We start from the raw sequence: 24,146 nt of genomic DNA, 5'->3' as shown, positions 1-24,146 counted from the left end.
TCCCTCGGAGCCGGTGGCCAGGGCCAGCAGGTCCATGCCACACACATCCAGGCCGTCGCTGCCCAGCACCACCCGCTCGCCCTCGACGGTGATCATCTCCACACTCAGCAGGTTGTGGACGGTCAGGCCGTATTTCAGACAGTGCACCCCGCCGGAATTCTCGGCCACGTTGCCACCGATGGTGCAGGCAATCTGGGAGGAGGGATCGGGGCCGTAATACAGGCCGTGCTCGGCCGCCGCCTCGCTGATGGCGAGGTTGCGTACCCCCGGCTGCAATCGGGCGGTGCGGGCCAGCGGATCGATATCCAGGATGCGGTTGAACTTGGCCAGCGACAGTACCACCCCTTCGGCGTGGGGCATGGCGCCGGCACTGAGTCCGGTGCCCGCGCCCCGGGCCACCACGGGCACCTTGTGGCGATGACAGATCCGCATCACCTCCTGCACCTGGGCCACCGTTTCCGGCAGCACCACCAGCAGGGGCATCTCGCAGTACATGGACATGCCATCACACTCATAGGGTTTCATGGTTTCTGCATCGGAAATCACGAAATCGGGATCGATGAATTTCCGAAAGAGCGCGGCCAGCTGCTGCGGGCTCACCTTTTGATGATCGGTCATAACGCGTGTCTCATCAGGTCGGTTGTTTTTGACGGTGCGGGTGCCGAAGTTTCACTGTCAACATAAACCACTCCGAAGGATCGTGCCCGGTGCCAGCACCAAAGCGGTTCAACTGATCTAGATGATCGGCGGCGCGGGATGGCAAAGTCCAGCAGAATCCTTACTGGTCAGACCAGTTTTTGGAAGGCCCAATGCTTGCCTGACACGCATCGCCTAGGCCATAGTGATGGCATCAGCAGGCCAGCACCCGCGGCCGTTCAGCGAAGAGAGACTGGTCTGACCAGCAAAACAACATGCCCAAAAACACCCCTTCCCTCGCCCAGGAAATCAGCGACCGAATTGAACGCCAGATCGTTGAAGGCAGCCTGTTGCCGGAAGAAAAGATCCCCTCCGAACGGCAGTTGTCAGAGCGGTTTGGCGCCTCCCGGGCAGTCATCCGGGAAGCTTTGCGGGAACTGCAGGGACGCGGACTCATCGAAACCCAACACGGACGCGGTTCGTTCGTTGCCCGGATGGTGCCGGAACCGGAGTCGGACAGCCGGCTACTGCAGCTGCTCGCCGGCCATCCCAGCACACTCTACGACCTGCTCGAGGTGCGGGAACAGCTCGAGGGCCAGGCCGCCTTCCTCGCGGCGGAACGGGCCAACCAGCGGGACCGCTATTTCATCACCAAAGCCTTCGAGCAGATGAATGCCGCCGACCCCATGTCCAACGCCCGACTTGATCATGCCTTCCACCTGGCCATTGTGGAGGCCTCCCACAACCCGGTGCTGGTACACGTACTTAGTAGCCTGAAAAACCTGATGCTGATGACGGTGAAGGCGTCGGTGGCCAACCTCAATCCCCGCGACTCGTTCCGCCAGCAGATCGCCAAACAGCACCAGCGGATCTACCGAACGGTATTGGCGGGCCAGCCCAAGGCCGCCAAACGGGCCGCCATGGCCCACGTTCGGTTTGTCGATGAATCGATCCGGCAACTCGAGGCCGAGGGCCAGGGCATCATCTGGATTGACCCCACCCCATCCCCCACCGACTGACCGCTCGCGCCATTCCTGCCAGGCAGGTTGTCCCCGATAGCCGCCCCCACGTCCCGTTACGCCAACCCCCGGATACCAGGCCGCTGGTACGCTGGTCTGATCTACTGACAACGTTGAATCAAAGACAAGCGTTAATTCATAGACAACAACATTCATTAAAAGACAACAACGGCGCGGGCCTGGCCACCACGGTATATGACCTGACGCCCGATGCACGCACTACGGAGTTCCTTCATGAAAAGAACCACCCCGGTTACCAACGGCAGCGTTCGCCTGAACGTGGTCACTTATGGCGATGCCAGGAAAGTCCCCATCGTCCTGGTCCACGGCTACCCGGATAATCACACCGTGTGGCAGGGTGTCGCCGAACGGCTGGCTCGCAAGCACTTTGTCGTCACCTACGATGTGCGCGGTGCTGGCGAATCCACTGCCCCGGACAAGCAGTCCGACTACCGCATATCCCTGCTGGCGTCCGACCTTCAGGCGGTGGTGGACGCGACCATTCCCGGCCAGGCCTTCCACCTGGCCGGGCACGACTGGGGTTCCATCCAGAGCTGGGAATCGGTCACCGTGGGGCCGCTGAAGGAACGCATCCTGTCCTATACCACCATTTCCGGCCCCTGCCTGGACCACATGGGCTACTGGCTGCGCAACAAGACCCTGAACCTGTCGCCGACGGCCAAGGCGAAGCTCATTCGCCAGGTGATCAGCTCCTGGTACGTGGGCTTTTTCCACCTGCCGATATTGGCCCCGAGCGCCTGGCAGAACGGTCTGGGCAAGCTGTGGCCACAATACCTCAAGCACCGTGAGCAGGTTACCGACCCGGAGTTCAACCCGAGCCAGAGCAAGGATGGCAAGTACGGGGTGCAGCTGTACCGCGCCAACTTCCGCAACAAGTTGTTCAACCCCGAGGCCCGGCCCGCCGACTGCCCGGTACAACTGATTGTGCCGACCCGGGACAACTACGTGGGCACCCAGCTGTTCGACGAGTTGCACGAATGGGTGCCAGAGCTGTACCGGCGCGACATCAATGCCAACCACTGGGTCCCCCTGAGTCATCCCGACCAGATCGCCAACTGGATTGGCGAGTTTGTTGCCGGCGTTGAGACCGGCACCATGAGTCCGGCGCTGCAACACGCCCGGGTCCGCCCGCAACGACTGGGATTACCGTTGACCGGCAAGACTGCGGTGATTACCGGGGCAGGTTCCGGCTTCGGTCGTGCCACCTCCCTGAAATTCGCTCAGGCGGGTGCGGATATCGTCTGCGTCGACATCAATGAGGAAGCCGCCGAGCAGACGGCGGAACAGGTTCGGCAACTGGGCGCCTCGGCCTGGGCCAGCAAGGTGGACGTGGGCTCTGCGTCGGCCATGCAGAAGCTGGCCAGGTGGGTGGGCAAGGAACTCGGCGGCGCCGACATCCTGGTTAACAACGCTGGTATCGGCATGGCTGGCGGCGTGCTGGAGACCTCCACCGCCGACTGGGATCGTATCCTCAAGGTCAATCTTTGGGGCGTGATTCACGGCAGCCGACTGTTCGGTCAGCAGATGGTGGACGCCCACCGTGGCGGCCACATCATCAACGTGGCCTCCGCCGCCTCCTTTGCCCCCAACCGCAAGCTGGCCGCCTATTCCACCACCAAGGCCGCGGTCTACATGCTCAGTGAGTGCCTGCGAGCGGAAATGGCGGAATACGATATCGGCGTTAGCACCGTTTGCCCCGGCTTCGTCGCCACCGGCATTGCCAAGAACACCGTCTACGCCGGCCTCAGTGCCGATGAGCAGGAACAGATGCGGGCCAAGGCAGACGCCCTGTACCAGCGCGCCAGTCTGGTGACCCCGGACGACGTGGCGGACCGCATCCTGGATGCGGTGCTCAATAACCCGGCCCTGTCCCTGGTGGGTCCGGAAGCCCGCGCCACCCGTTTCTTCAGTCGCTTTGCCCCCAGCGTTTCCCGCCTGGTGGCCCGTTTGGATATTACCCCCTGATCGGAGCGTGACCGTTATGACAACTACCGAACGTCACCAATTGAAAGCCCGTCGGGTTCAGTTCAATTTCGACGACACCCCGCTGTACTGGTTGCGGGACGACCCCTTCTCCACCCATATGATCAACGGCATCCACTTGTTGCTGCCGGAAGGCGAACTGTGGTTCTGCCGGGTCTACAACCAGGCCCTGCCGCTGATCACCGATGAGCAGTTGCGCGCCGACGTGGAGGGCTTCATCCGGCAGGAGGCGGTCCACTCCCGCGCCCACAGCAAGGCCCAGATTTACCTGCAGCGCCACGGCCTGGAACTGGACGAGTATCTGGACAAGGTGAACTGGCTGTTCAAGACGTTTCTGGGTGAGCAGCCGTTTGGCGTCAAGGCTCTGGAGCGTAAGGCCTTCAGGAAACAGTGGTTGGTCCTGCGGGTGGGACTGATTGCCGCCATCGAGCACTTCACCGGCGTCCTCGGCCAGTGGGCGATGGACAACACCAGTTGGGAAGAGACCGGCGACCCCGCCATGGTGGACCTGTTCAAATGGCACCTGGCAGAAGAAGTGGAACACCGTACGGTGGCGTATGATCTGTTCGAGCACCTGTGCCGGACCCAGCTCGGCTTCTACGCCGGCCGCCAGGCCCTGATGGCGATTGTGTTCCCGCTGTTCATCTATTTTCTGGCCGAGGGCGGACGCACCCTGTATCGCCAGGATGCGGACCCGGCCGTCCAGAAGCTGGCCAAGCTTCCCATGCCCCGCCTGTTGCAGGAGCTGGAGCGGGTGGGCAACACCACCCGGAACGTGCCGACCTTCACCTTCCTGGTCAAGGCCACCCTGCGTTGGCTGTCCCCGTCCTTCCATCCGATTGATGAGGGCGACACCCAGCAGGCGCTTGACTACCTGGCGCGATCTCCCGCCGCACGGGCGGCGTCCGTGCACTGAGCCTCGGCCGAGCTAGCGCGCGCCGGAATCTCGGCGCGCGGATCACACCCACTCAAGGCTGACAGGGTTCATCCAGCAAGCGACTCGGCGGGCAGAGTCACCCTGCGCGGAAACCGGCACGATCAGGCGTGATCGGAGGGGGAGACCATCTCCAGAAATTGCACGGCCTCGCCATAGGACACAAACGACTTCAGTACTTCCTGACCCGCAATGCAAACATCGTAGGCTCTATCGACATTCGCCAGAGTTGGCTCACCCGATCGTAACTTGCGGACAATAATCTGGAGCAAGCCTCGCTCCAACAGCACTTCACGGGACGTCATCTCGACTGCTCCCCCAATTTATTTTTATAAGAAACCCATAGCTGTCAGTTAGTGTACGTACCACATTGCTCGCATCCATACCGCCATTAACAAAGTGTGACCCAGTTCATGGCAACCTACAATTTTACAATATTGCACACTTTAACACTAAAGTAAGTAGAACCCCCTAGTTCTGAGCCGCTTCCAACAAATCGGTTGATTTCCACCGCGCCAGTCCGTAAAACATGCCCCTTTTTAGACTTGGGCCCCCTTCCCCGGGCAACACCGAGCCCTGCAACCACCGTTGCCAGATTCGGGCTCCAGGGATGGCACACTCATTGGATGACCAAATTCGTGTACTGGCCGATTTGCAACTATTCTTAATGGGTTAGCGAGAGCATAGCGGTGTGTTCGCCCCCAGTAAGCGGCCGTACACAACAGATTACCGACAGCATCAGGAGTCATTCATGGCGGAACAAGCGCCTCTGGTCTGCAAGGACATCCACAAGACGTTCGACCAGTTGGAAGTACTCAAGGGCATCTCCCTGGAAACCCGTAAGGGCGATGTGGTGTCGCTGATTGGCAGCTCCGGTTCCGGCAAGAGTACCTTCCTGCGCTGCATCAACCTGCTGGAAACGCCCACCTCCGGCGACATCATCGTGCACGGTGACCCGATCCGCTTCACCACCAATCGCAAAGGCGTCCGCAAACCGGCCGACAACCGCCAGGTGGAGCTCATTCGCGCCAAGCTGTCCATGGTGTTCCAGAGCTTCAACCTCTGGTCCCACATGACCGTGCTAGAGAACATCATCGAGGCGCCGGTGCACGTGCTCGGCATCCCCAAGAAGGAAGCCATCGAGCGGGCCGAAGCCTACCTGCAGAAAGTCGGTATCTACGAACGCAAGGATTACTACCCGGCACAGATGTCCGGCGGCCAACAGCAGCGGGCCGCCATCGCCCGGGCCCTGGCCATGGAGCCGGAGGTGATGCTGTTTGATGAACCCACCTCGGCGCTGGACCCGGAGTTGGTGGGGGAAGTGCTGAGAGTGATGCAGGGATTGGCCGAGGAGGGCCGTACCATGATTGTGGTGACTCATGAAATGAGCTTTGCCCGGGACGTCTCCAGCCAGGTGCTGTTCCTGCATCAGGGCGTGATCGAGGAGCAGGGCACCCCGGAAAAGGTGTTCGATCACCCGGACTCGGAACGGATGAAGCAGTTCCTGTCGCCCAAGTTCTAAACCGGGGTAGCATGGGCGACGGCTTTTGCAACCGGTGCTATCTTGAGTTCAGGTTCTGCCGGTCCGTGGCCTACCATCGGCCGCCATGATGGCCGGCAGGCTTCTAAAAAGAAGGCGACTCATCGCCAACAATAAAACCAAGCAGGCAACTCATTGGAGAAGTGAGACATGAAAAAACTGATTGTTGCAGCAAGCTGCGTCCTCGCCCTGGTGGCGGGCAGCGTTCAGGCCAAGGACTGGAAGGAGATCCGCATCGCCTTCGACGTGCCCTATGAGCCGTTCGAATACAAGACCCCGGATGGCGAGCTGACCGGCTTCGAAGTGGAACTGGCCGAAGCCATGTGTGAGGAGCTGAACGCCGAGTGCGAATTTGTCATCCAGGCCTGGGATGGCATGATTCCCGGCCTGCTGGCACGCAAGTTCGACGCCATCATGTCGTCCATGTCCATCACCCCGGAGCGGGCGGAGCGAGTACTGTTCTCCGAGCCGTACTACAACACCCCCGGCGGCTGGTTCGCCCGCAACGACTTCAGCGCCGATGTCACCGATATGAGCCAGATGGAGGGGCTGACCGTGGGGGTTCAGCGCGGCACCACCATGGACACCTACGTCACCAACGAGATGAGCGGCGTGGTCACCGTCAAGCGTTACACCACCGCCGACGACATGGTGCTGGACCTGGAAGGCCAGCGGCTGGACGTGGTCTTCGTGGACTACCCGGTGGGCGAGCAGACCATCCTGTCCAAGGAAGGCTTCAAGGAAGTGGGTGAGCCGGTGAAGCTGGGCGAGGGCGTCGGCGTGGCCATGCGTCAGCGCGACCGCGACCTGGCGGGCAAGATCAACGCCGCGCTGCGCAAGCTGAAGAACGACGGCACCTACGATGCCATCATGAACAAATACTTCACTTACGACATCAAGATGTAAAACCCGACGGGGTGGCTGTCATGCGGCCACCCCGCCAACCTGGACCCCCCGCATGATTGATCTGAAAGGTTACGGCCCTCAACTGATGGAGGGCGCCTTAGTCACCATCGAGCTGGCACTGATGTCGCTTACCCTGGCCGTGACCCTGGGGTTGCTGGGCGCCTCTGCCAAGCTGTCGAACAACCGCTTCCTGTATGGCGTCGCCGCCACCTACACCACGGTGATTCGCGGAGTACCGGACCTGGTGATGATGCTGCTGTTCTATTACGGTGGCCAGGTTCTGGTAAACAACCTTTCCGATTACCTTTACTACGCGTACGACGTCGACTGGTTTTTCCAGTTCGACCCGTTCATTTCCGGCGTGCTCACCATCGGACTGATTTTTGGCGCCTACATGACCGAGACCTTCCGCGGAGCCTTCCTGGCGGTCCCCATCGGCCAGATTGAGGCCGCCAAGGCCTACGGCTTTTCCCGCTGGCACACCTTCCGCCGGATCATGTTCCCGCAGATGCTGCGTCACGCCCTGCCCGGCATCGGCAACAATTGGCAGGTGCTGCTGAAAACCACGGCGCTGGTGTCCATCATCGGCCTCACCGACATGGTGCGGGTGGCCGAGGAAGCCTCCAAGGCGGAGCGAGCCCCCTTCCTGTTCTTCATCCCGGTGGCCTTTGTGTACCTGGCCCTCACCGCCGGCTCGGAAGGGTTTATCAAGTGGCTCGACAAACGCGCCAATGTGGGCGTCGCACACGGAGACTGAGCCATGCCTGAATTTCTTGCCGAATGGCTGAACCAGAACGAGATCTTTACCGCCACCACCGTCATCCATTACTGGGACGGCCTGGTGACCACCGTGCAACTGGTGTTCCTGTCCCTGTTGCTCGGGTTGATTCTGGCGGTTCCGCTGGCCATCATGCGCACCGCCAAACCACTCTGGATCTCCGGCCCGGTCTGGTTATACACCTACCTGTTCCGCGGCACCCCGCTGCTGATCCAGCTGTACATCATCTACTACGGCATTGCCCAGATCGAGGGCATCCAGGAAACCTTCTGGTGGACCATCTTCAAGGAGCCGTTCTACCCGGCCCTGCTGGCCTTCACCCTCAACACCGCCGCCTACACCACGGAGATTATCCGCGGTGCCATCGTGGCCACCCCCTACGGCGAAATCGAGGCGGCCAAGGCCTACGGCATGAGCTGGGCCCTCCGCCTACGGCGCATCGTGCTGCCCAGCGCCGCACGCCGGGCGGTACAGGCCTACTCCAACGAGGTGATCTTCATGCTGCACGCCAGTGCCATCGCCAGCGTGGTCACCATCGTCGATCTCACCGGCGCGGCCCGCAACATCTACTCGCGCTTCTATGCGCCGTTCGATGCGTTCATAGCGGTGGCCGTGCTCTACATGATTCTTACGTTTATACTGGTATATACATTCCGCAAACTGGAACAGCACCTGCTGCGACACCAGCGGCCCATAGGCAGTTGATCCGACAAGGGGCCGTTGAACCAAGCGGTAGCTGATCCGGGGGACAGACCCATGACGCCACGTCAGCAGTTGTTCGGCACGAGCAAAGACTGGCTGGCCCACACGCTGGACCACGCCACCGAGCGCACCGCCGAGGTGTCCGCCAACCTGCCCGACGGCGGCACCGCCACGCTACTGGACACCGGCATCCTCAGGCTGGTGCCCGCCGCCCCAGGCGATGACGAAACGACCCGCCTGATTGTCTCCGCTGGTATTCACGGCAATGAGACCGCCCCCATTGAGGTGCTCAACCAGCTGGTCAACGAACAACTGGACGGCCAGTGGGCGCCGGCCCTGCCCTGCCTGCTGATCTTCGGCAATCCGCCGGCCATGGCCCGGGGCGAACGGTACATCGACTTCAACCTCAACCGGCTGTTCGCCGGTGCCCACGCAAAGCGCCCCTATCACGACACCCCGGAAGCCCACCGGGCCTACGAACTGGAACGGTGCTGCCAGGCGTTCAAGGGCACCGGCCAGTCGCTGCTGCACTACGACCTGCATACCGCCATCCGCCCGTCCATGCGGGAGAAGTTCGCCCTCTATCCCTTCTTCCCGGAGCGCCAGGTTCCGGACGAACAGCGCGACTTCCTGCTGGAGGCGGGCGTGGACACCTTGCTGCACCAGCACAAGACCAGCACCACCTTCTCGTCCTATTCGTCGGTGGACCTGCGGGGGGAGAGCTTTACCATCGAGCTGGGCCAGGCGCAGCCGTTTGGCCAGAACGACCTGCAGCGGTTTGAGGGCATCCAGCAGGCCCTGCGTCGACTGATGAAAGGGGAGCCGCCCCCGCCCCCCTCAGGCCAGGCAATGACCGAGTTCGAAGTGGTGCATGAGATCATCAACACCGGGGACCTGTTCCGTTTCCATGTGCCGGATGACATTCCCAACTTCACCACCTACGAACCCGGCACCCTGATCTGGGAGGACGACCGCAACCGCTACAGCGTTGGCGACGTGGCGGAAGCGATCGTGTTTCCCAACCGCCAGGTACCGATCGGTCAACGGGTGGGCCTGATGGTCCGGCCCAAACCGACATCCTGACCCACACGCCCCCGATCAGGCGGGGGCGTTTTCCAGCTCCTTCACCGGCTCCCGGATCACCATGGCGCAAACCGAGGGAATCACCAGCAGGGTGAGCACGGTGGAGGCCAGCAGGCCCGAGATGATCGCCCAGGCCATGGGGGGCCACAGGGTGGAACTGGAGAAGGCCAGCGGCAGCAGGCCGGCCACGGTGGTCGCAGTGGTCAGCAGGATGGGGCGGGTGCGCTGTTCCACCGCCTGGCGCACCGCCTGGCGGATCTGCTGCCCCTGTTCCAGGCAGCGGTCCATCACGTCCAGCAGGACGATGGCGTTGTTCACCACCACCCCCACCAGGGCAATGATCCCCAGCAGCGACTGGAAGCCGAAGGGCGAGCCGGACAGCACCAGCCCCGGGAAGATGCCCACCGTAGCCAGGGGCACCGTCAACAGGATGATGCCCACCCGCCGGAACGAGTTGAACTGCAGGATCAGGAAGAACAGCAACAGCAGGATGCCGATGGGCGCGGTGGTCAGCAGGGCGTTGTTGGCCTTGCCGGAGCCTTCGGCATCGCCGCCGAATTCCATCCGGGTGCCGGCCGGCAGCGGCTGCTCGGCCAGCGATTGCTGCAATCCGTCCAGCGCCTGACTGAAACTGTAGCCCGGCAGCAGGTTGGCGGTCACCGTGCCCACCCGCACGCCGTTACGCTGGTAGCGGGCAGCCGGTTCCCAGGAGGTATCCACCGTGGCGATGGCAGACAACGGCACGGCGTGGCCCTGGGTGTTGTAGATGTTGGTGGACAACAACCGGGACAGGGGCAGCTGGGTGCCCTCCCGGGAACGCAGCACCAGGGGAATCGGGTCGTCCTCCTGGCGGTACTGTTCGGCCACCACCCCGAAACTCTGACCATAGAGGCTCTGGGCTACATCGGATCGATTCAGGCCATGGCGGGCGGCACTGGCATCGTCCACCTGAATGGCAATGCTGGGCACCCCCAGGTCCAGGTCATGGCGGACATCCACCGTACCCGGCGCCGACCGCAGAGCCTGGAAGACCCGCTTGACGGCCTGCTCCCGGGTACCGTCATCGGCATGGAACACCCGCACTTCCACCGGCGCCGCTCGCGGCGGCCCCTGTCCCAGCACACCCACGGTGACATCCAGCTCCGGCAGCTGCTCGGCCACGTGGGCCCGGATCCAGCGCATCAACGGCGCGGTATCCGCCAGGCTCGGGGTCTTGATGACCAGTCGCCCCCGGTTTGGCGCCTGGGGCGCCCGCAACAGGTTGTAGTAGAAACTCGGCCCGGAGAAGCCAACAAAGCGGTGCACCTGCAGCGCCTCCGGCTGGGCGCGGATGGCCTGCTCCAGGCGGGCGGCGACTTCGGCAGTACGGCCCTGGTCGGTGCCTTCGGGCATGAACATCTCCACCACCACCCGGGGTCGGTCGGCGTTGGGGAAGAACTGCAGTTTCATGAACGGCGTCATCGACAGGCTCACCACCACCAGCAGCGCGCCGGCACCGATCAACCGCAGCGGCCGCCGGGCCACCAGGTCACCGAGCACGCTCGCCAGACCGGCCAACGGATCCCGGCGCACCTGGGCGCGAGCCTTGAGGAAACGGGCGGCCAGCAGGGGCACGGCCGAGATGGCCAGCAGGTAGCTCACGGAGAGGGTGAGCATGATCATCACCGGAATCCCGCGGGTGAAGTCGGCGGTGCCGCCCTTGGACAGCAACAGCGGGGCGAAGGCGGCCAGGGTGGTACCGGTGGAGGCGCCCAACGGGCCAGCCAGCTCCCGCACCGACTGGGTCAGGGCTTCCATCCGGCGCAAGCCCTGGTCCAGGTTGGCCTGGATGTTCTCGACAATGACGATGGCGTTGTCGATCAGGATGCCCAGCGAGATCACCATGCCAATTACCGCAATCTGGTGCAGCACGCCGCCGCCCAGGTCGTACAGACCGATGCTGATCAGCGCCACCATGGGCAGGATTGACGCCACCAGCAGCCCCATCCGCAGGCCCATCCCGGTAAACACCACCGCCACGATGATCAGCACCGACAGCACCAGGCTCCAGGCCAGGTTGTCGAGGCGCTCCTCCACCTTGTCGGGCTGGAAGAACATTTCCCGGATGCTGTAGGGGGCAAATTCAGGCCGCAGCTGGGCCAGTCGCTGCCGCACATCCCGGCCGAAGCGGATGGCGTCGGTGCTCTCCTCTTCCATGTACAGCGCCAGCAGAACCACCCGCTCGCCGTCGAACCAGGTCTCCGGTTGCCTGGGCTCCTGCGGCCCCCGCCAGACCTCCGCCGCAGCCGCCAGTGGCACCTGGGAACCGTCCGGCAGCTGGATCGGCGTGGCCCGGATGGCCTCGATGTCGGCAAATTCGCTGTTGGGCAGTACCGACAGGCGCCGGCCATGGCTGACCACAAACCCACCGGGGATGGTCTGGTTACGCTGGGCCAGGGTGTCCATCACCCGGGCCGGCGAGATGCCCAGCCGGTACAGGGCGGCATCATCGAGCGCCAGGGTGATCTGCTCGTCCACCTCGCCGTCCATCGAGATGCGGGACAGGCCCGGCAGATCCAACAGGTTGTTCTTCAGCCGTTCGGCGACATCTGACAACTCGGTGACCGAGGGTGCTCCGCCGACGGCCAGGATCACCGTGGGGGTGCTGATGAGCCGGTCGTCCAGCGACATCCGGCCCACGTCTTTCGGGAAATCCTGACGCGCCCGGTCCATGGCCTGGCGTACCCGGTCCCAGGCGGCGTCGGTGTCGTAGATGGTCTGGTTCAGCCGAATGTTGACGATGGCCACGCCGGTTCGGGCGGTGCCCTTGGTGTAATCCACTTCCTCCACCTGGCGCAGCTCGTCGGACAGCGGCTGCAGGATCAACCGCTCCACAGCCTCCGCACTGGCGCCTGGGTAGGACACGGTCAGCAGGCCCGCCCGCGCCGGGAACGTCGGGTCTTCCTGTCGGGGCATGGTGCTGTAGGCGGCCAGTCCCAGCAGGCAGAGCATGGTCACCACCACGCCCAGCAGGCGCTGGCAGCGCAACAGCCGGGCGGTCATGGCAGCACCTCCACGACGTCGCCTTCGGTGAGTCGGGTAAGACCGGCGTAGACCACCTGGTCACCATCGGTGAGTTCATTCGATTCCACCACCACCTGCTCGCCAACGATCCGTTTGATGGCTACCGCGACCCGTTCGGCCTGGCCATCACGAATGCGGAACACACCGGCACCGTCGGCGCTTCGTGTGACCGACAGTAACGGGACGGTGGTGGCCGATGGCAGCTTTGGCGTGATGCCCACCTCCACCGGCTGGCCAGCATCCAGGGTGTCGTTGGGCAGGCGTACCAGCACGGGGTGCAGCTCACCCCGAACCGCCCCGGCCTGGGCGATTTCCAGCACACTGCCCTCGACGGCCGGCAGGTCACGGTTCTGCACCGACCACACCGGTAATGGCTGCCCCACCCCCAGGTGCCCCAGCAGGTAGGCCGGCACGCGAACTTCCACCTCCCGGCCCCGGGGTGAGGACAGCCGCATGACCGGTTGTCCCGCCGCCACAAATTCATCCTGCTCCACCAGTAAGGCTTCCACCTTGCCGTTGAAGGGGGCGACCAGCTGACTTTCCTGCAGCAGGCGGGCGGCCTCGGCCAATGCGGCCCGTGCAGTCCTTACACTGGCCTGCAGGCCATCACGGCGCGCTGCCAACTGTTCCAGGGTCTGTTCCGAGACCACCCCCCGCTCGAACAGTCGCCGGGAACGCTCCCACTCACGGTTGGCCTGCTCCAGCTGCGTTTCCAACTCCTCCAGCCGGGCGGCGGCAGAATCCCGTGCCGGCTCCAGTGCCGGGTTGTAGACCCGGGCCAGGACGTCACCTCGCGCCACTTCCTGCCCCAGCTCCACATGTTGGTTCTTCAGGGTACCGCTGACCTGGAACGTCAGGGTGGCCCGCTGGCTGGCCTGGACGATGCCAGAGAACCGCAGAGGATGGGCCACCTGTTCCGCCGCCTGCACGCTGGCCGTGCGGACCGAAACGGCCTGGGGTTGGTCAGCGGCCTGGGTGGAATCGACGGCCTTGCAGCCGACCAGAAGGGCAACCGGTAGCACCAGCGCCCACAACCGTCGTTGATTGCTTGTTGTCATTGGGTGTCTCCTTGTCGATCCGGCTTATTCGCTCCATCCCATGGAAAACAGCTTGTCACTTTCAGACATCATGTCATTCTTTGACAGTTTGTCAACGAGAAAGTATTGAGTGATAATCAAACAATCTGGAGAGCAATACCGGGCAACGATTTGAGTCATAACAGACCAACGCCGAGGGTATGACTTTCGAGTTCACGCTTGAGGCGTATACTCTGCGGCTCCACCATCCGCTGTAACACGGAACCATCCATGACCGACAAGCTAAAAACCCGCAGGGAACGCGAGAAGCAAGCCAGATACGACGCCATTCTGGATGCCGCCGAGAAGGTGTTTTCCGAGAAGGGTTACGAGCGCACGTCAATGGACGACATTGCCCGCCGGGCCAGTCTCAGCCGGGCCCTGCTGTATGTCTATTTCAAGGACAAGGCCGCCATTCAGCGCGGCATCGTGCTACGGGCGGGGGAAAGCCTGCGGCGGCGGTTCGAGGACGCCCGCAAAACCGCCGACACCGGGCTGGGCCAGCTCAGCGCCATTGGCCGGGCCTATTATCGCTTTTGCCAGGAAGAGCCGGACTACTTCGCGGCCCTGACCCAGGCCGCGTCGGGTCTGCAACATGCCGATGACAGCCAGGCCGAACAGATCCACTGCTCCGAGTCCGCCACCATGCAGTTGATGGTGGACACCATCGAGCTGGGCCTGCAAGACGGCACCCTGAGCCGCGAGCGCATCCGCACCCCCCTGGAAACCGCCTTGTACCTTCGTGGCGCCCTGCATGGCGTGATCATGGGCTGCCGGCAGGACATGGGCCAATCCGGGGCCTTTGCCGAGTACCCCCGGGACGCGTTGATCGAACACACCATGATGATGCTGATGTCCTCCATTGCCGCCGGGCCGCGGGCCTGATCCCCCCTTATTCGGCGCTCAGTGCTGAAAATCGTAGATCATCCCCAGCCCGAGGATGCCGGTCAGCTCGTCCAGGGCGTGACGGGTTTCCTGAACAAGCATGGGGTCGGCCAGATCCTCCTGGCTCAGCCGGTCCCGGTAGTGGCCCTGCACCCAGGCGGTCAGGTGGCCATAGAGCTCGTCGGTCAGCACCACGCCGTGGTTCATCGCCTTCAACTCATCGTCCCGCAGCACCACCCGTAGCCGCAGGCAGGCCGGCCCGCCGCCGTTACGCATGGACTGCTTGACATCGAACACCTCCACCGCGGTGATGGGTCCACCGGAGGCCAACAATTCATCCAGGTAGTGGCTCACCGAGGGGGTTTCGCGACATTCCGCCGGTACCGCCAGCAACATGCCATCCGGCGTATTGAGCAATTGGCTGTTGAACAGGTAGGACGCCACGGCATCGGCCAGAGGCACCTGCGACTCACGCACCCGGACCGGCTCCAGCTCCGCCCCCTTCAGGCGGCCGCTGATATCCGCCAACACCCGGTCCTCATTGAGGAAGGCCTGCTCGTGGTAAAACAGCACGTTGCCGTTGCCCACCGCAATAACGTCATTGTGGAACACGCCGGCGTCGATGGCGGCCGGGTTCTGCTGGGCGAACACCGCATGACGGTCATCCAGCCCATGGAGCCGGGCGATGGCCTGGGACGCCTCCAACGTCTGGCGGGCAGGGAAGGTCTTCGGCCCCGGAGCATCGTCATCAAACGCCACGGCACCGTAGACGAACAGCTCCACCCCGGGCTCACCATGGCTGGCGCACAATCGGGTGTGATTGGCCGCGCCTTCGTCGCCAAACTGACTCACCGGCGGCAGGGCAGGATGATGGGCGAAGTAGGCCTCGTCGGAGAAGATGGATCGCAACACCCGACCGGTCACCACGTGCTCGATGGAGCGGTGAAACTTGGCGTTCAGGTTGGCCGGGGTAAAGTGCACCCGATGATCGCGGGTATCGGCACTGGCGGAGACGGTCGCCGCGTTGGCGGTCCACATGCTGGAGGCCGAGGCCACCGCCGACAGCAACACCGGGTTGTCCCGCGCCACGGCGGCCAGGATCTGCTCATCGCTGCCACGGTACCCCAACGCCTTCAGCGTGGGGATGTGGGGACGCTCATGGGGCGGCAACACGCCCTGGACATAGCCCCGGTCCGCCAGGTGCTTCATCTTGGCCAGCCCCTGCAACGCCGCCTCCCTGGGATTGGCGACGGCGTTCACGTTCGCCTTCGACGCCACATTGCCCCAGGACAGGCCGGCGTAGTTGTGGGTTGGCCCCACCAGCCCGTCGAAATTTGCCTCGATTGCGTGTTTCGGCATGGTATAGGTCCCGCCCTGCTCAGTTGAAGTTCAGGCCCGGCGCCAGGTTTTCTGGCAGCTCACTCCGCTCAGCCTCCAGCGAGGCCATCGGCCAGGCGCAGTAATCCGCGGCGTAGTAGGCGCTGGGGCGATGGTTGCCACTGGCGCCCACGCCCCCGAACGGCGCCGCACTGCTGGCACCGGTCAATGGCCGGTTCCAGTTCACGATGCCGGCCCGGGCCTCCTCCAGGAGGCGCTCATACAGCGCCCGGTCATCGGTCAGGATGCCCGCCGACAGACCGTAGCGGGTGTCGTTGGCGATGCGCAGGGCCTCATCGAAGTCGTCGTAGCGGTAGACCGTCAGCAGGGGACCGAAGAACTCCTCGTCCACGGTGTCCACCCCGGTGACATCGAGGATGCCCGGCGACAACAGGGCGGTGCCCTCTTCCACCCGTTTCATTTCCAGCATTGGCGTCGCCCCCTTGCCCACCAGGCTGCGCTGGGCGTCCAGCAATTTGTCCGCCGCCGCCACCGAAATCACCGCCCCCATGAAGGGCTGCGGGTCGGCATCGAAGTCGCCGGGGACGATGCGTCCGGCCACCTCCGTCAGCCGGGCCAGGAAGGCATCGCCGGCGTCGCCCCGCGGCACCAGCAAGCGCCGGGAGCAGGTGCAGCGCTGGCCGGCGGACAGGAAGGCAGACTGCAGGGCATGATGGACGGCCCCGTCGAGATCGGAGATGTCCTGCACGATCAGCGGGTTGTTGCCGCCCATCTCCAGCGCCAGGATCTTCTCCGGCTGTCCGCCGAACTGCTGATGGAGGAGATGCCCCACGGTGGAACTGCCGGTGAAGAACAGCCCGTCAATGCCAGGATGCCCTGCCAGGGCCTTACCGGTGTCCGAGCCCCCCTGCAGCAGGTTGATCACGCCATCGGGCAGACCCGCCGCCTGCCACAACCGAACGGTCGCCTCCCCCACACCGGGGGTCAGTTCACTGGGTTTGAACACCACCGTGTTGCCGGCCAGCAGGGCGGGGACGATATGGCCATTGGGCAGGTGCCCCGGAAAGTTGTAGGGACCGAACACCGCCACCACCCCGTGGGGGCGATGACGCAGCACTGCATGGCCGGCCGGCGTGTCCGCCGCCTTCACGCCGGTGCGTTCGTCGTAGGCCTGGTTGGAGATGCCGATCTTGCCGATCATGGCGGCCACTTCGGTCCGGGATTCCCACAGCGGCTTGCCGGTTTCCAGGCCAATCTGCCGGGCCAGGTCCTCCTTGTGTTCCTCCAGCAGACGCCCGAACTCCGCCACAACCCGTTGCCGCTCTTCCCTGGTCATCCGCCGCCAGGCCGGGAACGCCTCGCGGGCCGCCCGTACCGCGGCGTCGACATCGTCCACGCTGGCGCCGTCGCCGTCCCAGACCGTATCACCGGTCACCGGCTGGGTAGACTGGAACGTCGAGCCATGGCCCTCCAGCCAGAGCCCGTTGATGTACAGTTCACCTGTCAGATTCGCCATCCTGACTACTCCTCCCAACGTTGCCGACCCCAGGATTCCCGACAGTGACAGGCCAGGGTCCGACGGTTCGTGTTATTGGCCGCCCGCACCGTGAATGGGGGCGGGCCCGGCATCCTTCAGCGGCGCCAGTCGCACCAGCTCGCCGGATTCCACCTCCAGGGCCTCTGCCACCGCCGGAGGCAGGCTGACGGTGTCGGCGCTGATACAGCGGGTGGGCACGGTGGCCACCCGAAAATCCCGGAATGACCGATTGGACACCATGACCCGCTCGGTGGCCGGCACTTTCATATCGAGCGGCTTGTGGCGAACCAGCACATGCCGGTCGACGCTCTCCCGCACCGTACGAATGTTATGGATGAACGCCTCCACCACCGGGCCGCCATCGAAGATGTCCACCAGCCCGTTAAAGTTGAACCCCTCGGCCTGCAGCATTTTCAGGGCCGGGGCAGTGTTGCGGTGGACCTTGCCAACCACCTCCCGGGCCGGCTCCGGCAGCAGGGACATGTAGATGGGATACTTGGGCATCAGCTCGGCAATGAACGACTTGCGACCGATTCCCGACAGGTAGTCGGCCTCACTGAAGGCCATGTCGAAGAACCGGCTGCCGAGGGCATCCCACAACGGACTGCGGCCCTGGTCGTCGGAGACGCCCCGCATCTCGGCAAACACTTTCTCGGAAAAGTGCCGCCGGAAGTCGTCGAGGAACATGAACCGGCAGCGGGACAGCAGCAGGCCGTTGCCGCCCTTGCGATGACTGTCCGACAACAGCAGCGAGCAGATTTCGGTGGTGTCGGTCATGTCGTTGGTCAGGTGCAGGGTGGGCGTTCGCACATGCACCCCCAGCTCCCGGGAGGCATTGACCGTGGTGCTGACCCGGTAGTTGTAGAACACCTCATCCAGTCCCACCCGGGCCTGGATGCCACTGATACCGACACAGCGGTCGAGCTGGAGGTCCTCGAGGGCAAACAGGAACAGCCCCGCCTCCGGCGCACAGCGCTGGTTAAAGCTGTCCCGGGACTGGTCGATCTTGCGCTGCAACAGCTCCCGGTCGGCGGGCAGCGTGGTCAGCCCCTTGCCAGCGGCTTCGGCCATGGTCATCAGGTCGTCCAGGTCGCGTTCCTGTAACGGTCGAATCACCAGCATGATGCACCTCCGCTCTCCTGCGCTGCCAACCTCATAACGGCGCCACCCTGACCGTATCACCGGACGAACACTCCAGCAGTTTGAGCGCCTTCAGCGGTGCCTTGACGCCCTCGTCGAGGGTTTCCGAGATACTGGTGACCGTGCAGCGAAAGGCTTCGCGTTCGCCACTGGCCAGCAGGCAGGTTTCGCCGGATTCGTCCTCGGTGGAGTGCAGCCGCTTGCAATGGCTGGTCACGATGGTCTTGAGCGTGCTGATTCGGGCTTCCAGCACCGGTCCGCCATCGAAGATATCCACGTAGCAGCCGGTATGAAAGCCTTCCCGCTTGAGCAACTCGACAGTATCGCGGGTGGCCGGATGAGGACGCCCCAGGGCCTGCTGGGCCGCCTCGGTCAATAGGGTGACGTAGATCGGATTGGGGGGCATCAGCTCGGCGATGAAGGTCTTGCTCAGCATGCCCGAATACCGGTCGGCGGTATCGAAATCCATGTTGAAAAAGTGTCGCCCGAGGCTGTCCCAGAAAGGAACCTCACCGGTGTCGGATTTTACCCCCTGGATTTCCACCACCATGTCCTTGGTAAACCAGTCCTGATGGCCCGCGATGAACATCAGCCGCGCCCGGGACAGCAGCTCCAAGGCGTCGCTGCCCCGAAGCCTGGGGGCGATCATAAAAGCGCCGAGCAAGGTCCGGTCGGTCAGGGCGTGGGAGGGATACAACACTTCGACGCGGCGGGAGATCCCCAACTCGTGCGAGGCATGGATCAGGGCATCACGGCGGTAATTGTAGAACGGCTGGCCGCTGCCGGAGCGTCCTTCAATGCCAGCCACGCCGACAATCTCGCCGCCGCTGCAGTCTTCCAGCACAAACAGGAAGCGCTGGTAGGCCTCTGGCCGTACCTGCCCGGAGAAGGAGCGCCCGGACAGCTCAATCGTGGCGGCGAGTCCTTCCTCGGTTCGGGGCAGGGTGGTCGACAACTGGCCCTCCAGGTTGGAGGCCAGGGCCTGAATCCCCTCCTGATCACTCGGTTGTGCAGGTCGAACAAGCCACATCAGTCAGGCTCCTGCGCCGCGATTGATGACTGGCAGGACTGGCATGGCGGAGCCAGCCTCCGGTTCAACTACATGGATTTCAATTCCCTGAATATTAACTACACAGGGTTTCAACAGCCTTCTCGAAGCGTGCCAGCGCCTCATCAATATCCGTTTCCGGAATGATCAGCGACGGCGCCAGGCGCACCGTATTCCCGCCGGCGATCAGCACCATGACCCCTTGCTCCAGGCCGGCGTTGAGGAAGTCCCTGGCCCGCCCCTGCCATTGTTTGGTCAGCGCGCAGCCCAACAGCAGCCCCTCGCCACGTACCTCACTGAAAACGCCAAAACGCTCACCGATGGCCGCCATCCCCTTTTTCAGGTGCTCAGAACGCGCCTTGACGCCCTTGAGGATCTCCGGCTGACTGACGGTGTCGATTACCTTCTGCGCCACGGCACAGGCCAACGGGTTGCCACCGTAGGTACTGCCGTGGGTACCGACACCCAGGCTGGCCGCAATCTTGGCGGTGGTCAGCATGGCCGCCACGGGGAAGCCACCGCCCAGGGACTTGGCGCTGGAGAGGATATCGGGGGTAACGCCATACATCTGGTAGGCGTACAAATGGCCGGTCCGCCCCACCCCGGTCTGCACTTCGTCAAACACCAACAGTGCTTCATGGTCGTCGCACAGTTCCCGTAGCCCCTGGAGGAATTCCGGGTCCGCCGGCTGCACGCCGCTTTCACCCTGGATCGGCTCTACCACCACCGCGCAGGTCTTCTCCCGGGAAATCAGTTTCTTCACCGACTCGAGATCGTTGAAGTCGGCGTGGTGAATCCCGCCAGGTGCCGGCTCGAAGCCCTCCAGATACTTGGCCTGGCCACCAACGCTGACGGTGAACAGGGTACGTCCGTGAAAGGCATTCTTGAACGAGATGATCTCATGTTTCTCCGGCCCATAGTGCTCCCAGGCATAACGCCGGGCCAGCTTGAACGCCGCCTCATTGGCCTCACCACCGGAGTTGGCGAAGAACACCCGCTCGGCAAAGGTCAGATCACACAGGGTCTTGGCCAGTCGGAGCGCCGGCTCGTTGGTCATCACGTTGGACAGGTGCCACAGTTTCTCGGCCTGCTCCATCAACGCCCCCACCAGGCCGGGATGGGCATGCCCCAAAGAGGTGACCGCAATGCCCCCTGCCAGGTCGACAAATTCCCGCCCTTCCTGGTCCCAGATGCGCGAGCCCTGGCCCTTCACAGGAATGACACTGCCGGGCGCATAGTTGGGCACCATCACTTCATCAAACAGTTCACGGCTGACTGGTTCTTTGTTCATCAAATCCTCGCAAGCGTTGGCAACTTAAGACCCCTTCCCGATGGCATTCCCGCCAGCGGTAACGCGTCATTTTATTACTGTTATCATACGCCCACTCAGGGCATTAGCACATCCGGCAGGCCAAGAGTGGGTAATTCGATCACCGGTTTTCGCTGTCCCGCCGGCCCCATCAGAGCCTTTACCACCAGCCGATAGGAGTCCAGGTCAAAGGCCACCGTCCCTGACAGGGCCAGGTCCGCCAGCTCCTCCTCCCGATGCACCGTTGCAACATGCATCCAGTTGTAGATCACCAGGATATCGGTGCGCTGGCCGTCGGGTCCGCGCTCCACAATCCCCACCGCTCCGGGCCAGGGCCAGGTGGCCAGACGCAGGTTGTGAAATCCGATCTGCATACGAAGATTGTAGCGAACCACGTCCTCTTCGCCATTGCAGGCGCCCTTGCATCGCCCCAACGCCCGCTGGAAACAGGGGCCGTCATCCCCGGCCTCCAGCCCCAGCAGCCGGTTGCACAGGCCGTTCTTGCTGGCAATGCCCTGTAACGCCCGCTCTGCCTCGCGCTTGCTGCGGAACAGGCCGTAGTGGTTACCCAGCTGGGCCGGATCAATATCCCGTACCAGCCGGGCCTGCAGGTAGCCCAGATGGTTTTTGGTCAGCTCAATGCTGACCAGCCGTTTGGCCGCGCGGGAGCGTCGGTTAAACAGCGGCTGAAGGGTCTTGATCTGTTTCAGCTCCAGCAACAAGGCGCCAAGTTCGCCGGCCGTCTCGGTCCACTCCACCCGCCGCAGGCTCTCCGACAGCCTCACCCCGCGGCTGCTGTTGTGGTCGCCGGAGAAATGCGCGGCCACCCGCTGCTGAAGGTTGGTGCTCTTGCCCACGTACAACAGCACGTCGTTCTCGCCGTAGAACCGGTAGACACCGGGCCTGGGTGGAATGTCCTGGAGAACGTCGGTGGGCAGGTGGGAAGGAATGCTGGGCCGCTGCAGCAGAGTCTGGATGGTGTCTCCAACGGCATCCTCGCCCTTTTCCGCCAGGGCATGCTGGAAGAACGCCAGCATGGCGGTCACGTCACCCATGGCCCGGTGCCGCTGGACCTTGGACAGGTTGTGGCGGGCGATCAGGGCGTCCATGTTATGGCGACGAAACTCCGGGTACAGCTTGCGGGACAGCTTGACCGTGCACAGCACCTTGGCCGAGAACGCCTGCCCCAACCGCCGGTATTCGGACTTGATGAAGCCATAATCGAAGCGGGCGTTGTGGGCCACGAAGATCGCCCCAGCCAGCTGCGCCCGCAAATCGTCGGCAATCTCCGCAAAGACCGGCGCGTCGGCCACCAGTGCGTTGTTGATACCGGTGAGCGATTCGATGAACGGTGAAATCCGGGTTTGGGGATTGACCAGGGTCTGCCACTCCCGCACCACGTCACCGGCCCGCCAGAGGCGGATACCCACCTCGGTAATGCGGTCAAAGGAAGCGTTGCCACCGGTGGTTTCGATATCGAGGAAAGCAAACGTGGCGGTATCGAGAATCGTTGTGTTCTTGGCCATAACCCATTCTACGCCAAAAGGCCCGGGGCGGGCTTAGACCCTTGGTCCCGGCACACCCGTCTAGACATTAGTCTAATTTTTGATCGTTTCTCTTTGAACTGTCTGGAATTTGTAACTACTTTGAAACAGACCCAACAACAAAAACGCTTGGAGACAACAATAATGCAAGGCAAAACACTGAGAATGGCAATTCGGGCAGCAGCATGCGCTTCAATCGTCGGGGTGGCAGGCCAGGCTGGTGCGGTCGAACTGAGTGCCGGCGACTACAGCGCCGAGCTCTATGGTTACGCGCGTTTAAACGCCGTGTATGACATCGACGAGGATATCTCGCTCTCCACCCGGTCCGGTTCGTTCGGCGCCATCAACGTTGGCTCAGCTGAAGACGACGAGGTCACCGGTCACTTCTCCGCCGATGCGGTCCAGACCCGCCTGGGGGTACGCACCACCACTCCGGAAGGCGTCAAGGTCGTTGTTGAAGGCGACTTCCGCCCGGGCACCCTGCGCCTGCGTCACGGTTATGGCGAGTACAAGGGCGTCCTGCTAGGCCAGACCTGGTCCAACTTCGGCAGCTTTGTCGGCAACACCACAGTGCTCGACTTCGACGCCCAGCCTGGCGTGGCCGGGCTTCAGGGTCGAATCAGTCAGGCACGTTATACCACCGGACCGTTGTCTGTGTCGTTGGAGGAGCCAATCACCAGCTTCATTGCCGGCGGCGCAACGGTTGACGGAAAGCAGTCACTGCCTACCTTCACCGCGCGAGTTGAAGACTCCGCCGGTGGCCTGTCCTACGCTGCCGCCGTATTGGCCCAGCAGGTCGAGTTTGACGACGGAACCGACGATGAAAGCACCGTTGGCTTCGCCACTTTCGTCGCCGGCCAGATGGCAGTGACCGACACCCTCACCATCCAGGGCACGGTATCTTATACCGATGGCGCCAATGCCTATCTGTATCGCTCCGGTGAGGATTTCGGCGCTGAGGACGCCTATGTGGATGCAAGCGGTGATCTGGAGAGCATCGCCGGTTACGGCGGCTCTCTGGGTGCCGGCTTCGACCTGGGCGGTGGCCGTAGCGTCAATGTGGCTTACGGCATTGTGACCGTTGACTGGGACGATGCCGAGGATGACGGTATCGCTGTGGCCGATAAGAGCGAAACCAACCAGGCCATCATGGCCAACTACCTTTGGACTCCGGTTAAGAACGTGATGATGGGCGTGGAATACGCCTACCTGGAGCGTGAAAACGTCAGTGGTGACGACGGCGATGCCAGCCGCATCATGTTCGCCGGCCAATACAATTTCTAATAACCCTCCGCAATAGCAACATCATGTGAGCGTGTTGCCCCGGTTCGTCAGAGCCGGGGCCTTTGTTTATTTAGCGAGCAAGCGCCCCATCCTGGGGCACCCCAAACCCGGTTGCGACGACTCCCCTCGCACACCGGACCCTGGGCAACATCAGAAATCTTTCAGCTTTTCAGACACCTGAGCTGGAGCAAGAGGATTGGCACAGCGAATGCAAAAAGCTTAATCAGTAGTGACGGAATCACCCGCCACTGTCTCAACGACAAGACACTATGAGGTGACACTATGAAAGAAGCCAAAAGCCACAGCCTGCTGTTCGAACT

The 24,146-nt window shown here is 62.9% G+C and carries 19 protein-coding genes; 10 read left to right on the top strand and 9 right to left on the bottom strand.

The window, feature by feature from the left end; translation table 11 throughout:
- Positions 1–618: FAD-binding protein (locus R3175_RS13290; RefSeq protein ID WP_318944803.1), on the bottom strand; the 618-nt coding region annotated here is incomplete at its 3' end.
- Positions 619–911: 293 nt separating this feature from the next.
- On the opposite strand from R3175_RS13290, the gene R3175_RS13285 reads away from it, so the two are divergent.
- The 8 genes from R3175_RS13285 (at position 912) to astE (ending at position 9,602) form a co-directional block, all read left to right on the top strand.
- Positions 912–1,655 (top strand): FCD domain-containing protein, encoded by a 744-nt coding sequence (locus tag R3175_RS13285; protein WP_318944802.1) that lies wholly within the window; start codon positions 912–914, stop codon positions 1,653–1,655.
- Between the two features lie 234 nt (positions 1,656–1,889).
- Positions 1,890–3,641 carry an SDR family oxidoreductase gene (locus tag R3175_RS13280; RefSeq protein ID WP_318944801.1) on the top strand — a complete coding sequence of 584 codons (1,752 nt, stop codon included), beginning with the start codon at positions 1,890–1,892 and terminating at the stop codon, positions 3,639–3,641.
- A gap of 16 nt (positions 3,642–3,657) precedes the next feature.
- The gene (locus R3175_RS13275; protein WP_318944800.1) at positions 3,658–4,575 is read left to right on the top strand and encodes a metal-dependent hydrolase; all 918 of its coding nucleotides are present in this window, start codon (positions 3,658–3,660) and stop codon (positions 4,573–4,575) included.
- Positions 4,576–5,344: 769 nt separating this feature from the next.
- On the top strand, positions 5,345–6,115 hold the full coding sequence (locus tag R3175_RS13270; protein WP_318944799.1) for an ABC transporter ATP-binding protein: 771 nt from the start codon (positions 5,345–5,347) through the stop codon (positions 6,113–6,115).
- 168 nt (positions 6,116–6,283) lie between these two features.
- A complete protein-coding gene (locus tag R3175_RS13265) occupies positions 6,284–7,039 on the top strand; it encodes a transporter substrate-binding domain-containing protein (protein WP_318944798.1) in 756 nt (251 codons plus the stop codon).
- 52 nt (positions 7,040–7,091) lie between these two features.
- The gene (locus R3175_RS13260; RefSeq protein WP_318944797.1) at positions 7,092–7,796 is read left to right on the top strand and encodes an ABC transporter permease; all 705 of its coding nucleotides are present in this window, start codon (positions 7,092–7,094) and stop codon (positions 7,794–7,796) included.
- Between the two features lie 3 nt (positions 7,797–7,799).
- Positions 7,800–8,522, top strand: coding sequence for an ABC transporter permease subunit (locus R3175_RS13255; protein WP_318944796.1), 723 nt, complete (start codon positions 7,800–7,802; stop codon positions 8,520–8,522).
- Positions 8,523–8,573: 51 nt separating this feature from the next.
- Complete coding sequence (gene astE / locus R3175_RS13250; RefSeq protein ID WP_318944795.1) at positions 8,574–9,602, top strand: succinylglutamate desuccinylase; 1,029 nt, start codon at positions 8,574–8,576, stop codon at positions 9,600–9,602.
- A 15-nt stretch (positions 9,603–9,617) separates the two neighbouring features.
- On the opposite strand, the gene R3175_RS13245 is transcribed toward astE, so the two are convergent.
- Entirely contained in the window at positions 9,618–12,644 is a 3,027-nt protein-coding gene (locus tag R3175_RS13245) for an efflux RND transporter permease subunit (RefSeq protein ID WP_318944794.1), read from the bottom strand.
- Positions 12,641–13,723 (bottom strand): efflux RND transporter periplasmic adaptor subunit, encoded by a 1,083-nt coding sequence (locus R3175_RS13240; RefSeq protein ID WP_318944793.1) that lies wholly within the window; start codon positions 13,721–13,723, stop codon positions 12,641–12,643. The genes R3175_RS13245 and R3175_RS13240 overlap by 4 nt, the downstream gene beginning before the upstream one ends.
- A 249-nt stretch (positions 13,724–13,972) precedes the next feature.
- On the opposite strand from R3175_RS13240, the gene R3175_RS13235 reads away from it, so the two are divergent.
- Positions 13,973–14,626 (top strand): helix-turn-helix domain-containing protein, encoded by a 654-nt coding sequence (locus tag R3175_RS13235; RefSeq protein ID WP_318944792.1) that lies wholly within the window; start codon positions 13,973–13,975, stop codon positions 14,624–14,626.
- Between the two features lie 18 nt (positions 14,627–14,644).
- On the opposite strand, the gene astB is transcribed toward R3175_RS13235, so the two are convergent.
- From astB to R3175_RS13205, 6 genes are all read right to left on the bottom strand, one after another.
- Positions 14,645–15,985, bottom strand: a complete 1,341-nt coding sequence (astB, locus tag R3175_RS13230; protein WP_318944791.1) for an N-succinylarginine dihydrolase — start codon at positions 15,983–15,985, stop codon at positions 14,645–14,647.
- A gap of 19 nt (positions 15,986–16,004) precedes the next feature.
- Complete coding sequence (gene astD, locus R3175_RS13225; RefSeq protein ID WP_318944790.1) at positions 16,005–17,480, bottom strand: succinylglutamate-semialdehyde dehydrogenase; 1,476 nt, start codon at positions 17,478–17,480, stop codon at positions 16,005–16,007.
- Between the two features lie 72 nt (positions 17,481–17,552).
- Entirely contained in the window at positions 17,553–18,623 is a 1,071-nt protein-coding gene (astA, locus tag R3175_RS13220) for an arginine N-succinyltransferase (RefSeq protein ID WP_318944789.1), read from the bottom strand.
- Positions 18,624–18,654: 31 nt separating this feature from the next.
- Positions 18,655–19,671: an arginine N-succinyltransferase gene (locus R3175_RS13215; protein ID WP_318944788.1), complete on the bottom strand. Its 1,017-nt coding sequence runs from the start codon at positions 19,669–19,671 to the stop codon at positions 18,655–18,657.
- A 94-nt stretch (positions 19,672–19,765) separates the two neighbouring features.
- Entirely contained in the window at positions 19,766–20,980 is a 1,215-nt protein-coding gene (locus tag R3175_RS13210; protein ID WP_318944787.1) for an aspartate aminotransferase family protein, read from the bottom strand.
- Positions 20,981–21,075: 95 nt separating this feature from the next.
- Complete coding sequence (locus R3175_RS13205) at positions 21,076–22,524, bottom strand: exonuclease domain-containing protein (RefSeq protein WP_318944786.1); 1,449 nt, start codon at positions 22,522–22,524, stop codon at positions 21,076–21,078.
- Between the two features lie 162 nt (positions 22,525–22,686).
- Between R3175_RS13205 and R3175_RS13200 the strand changes: the two genes are divergently transcribed.
- Positions 22,687–23,826, top strand: a complete 1,140-nt coding sequence (locus R3175_RS13200) for a DcaP family trimeric outer membrane transporter (RefSeq protein ID WP_318944785.1) — start codon at positions 22,687–22,689, stop codon at positions 23,824–23,826.
- Positions 23,827–24,146 lie beyond the last annotated feature (320 nt).

The organism is Marinobacter sp., from assembly GCF_033722735.1.
Lineage (GTDB): Bacteria > Pseudomonadota > Gammaproteobacteria > Pseudomonadales > Oleiphilaceae > Marinobacter.
The sequence above is the reverse complement of the archived record's forward strand: the minus strand, read 5'-3'. Positions and strand labels throughout refer to the sequence as shown.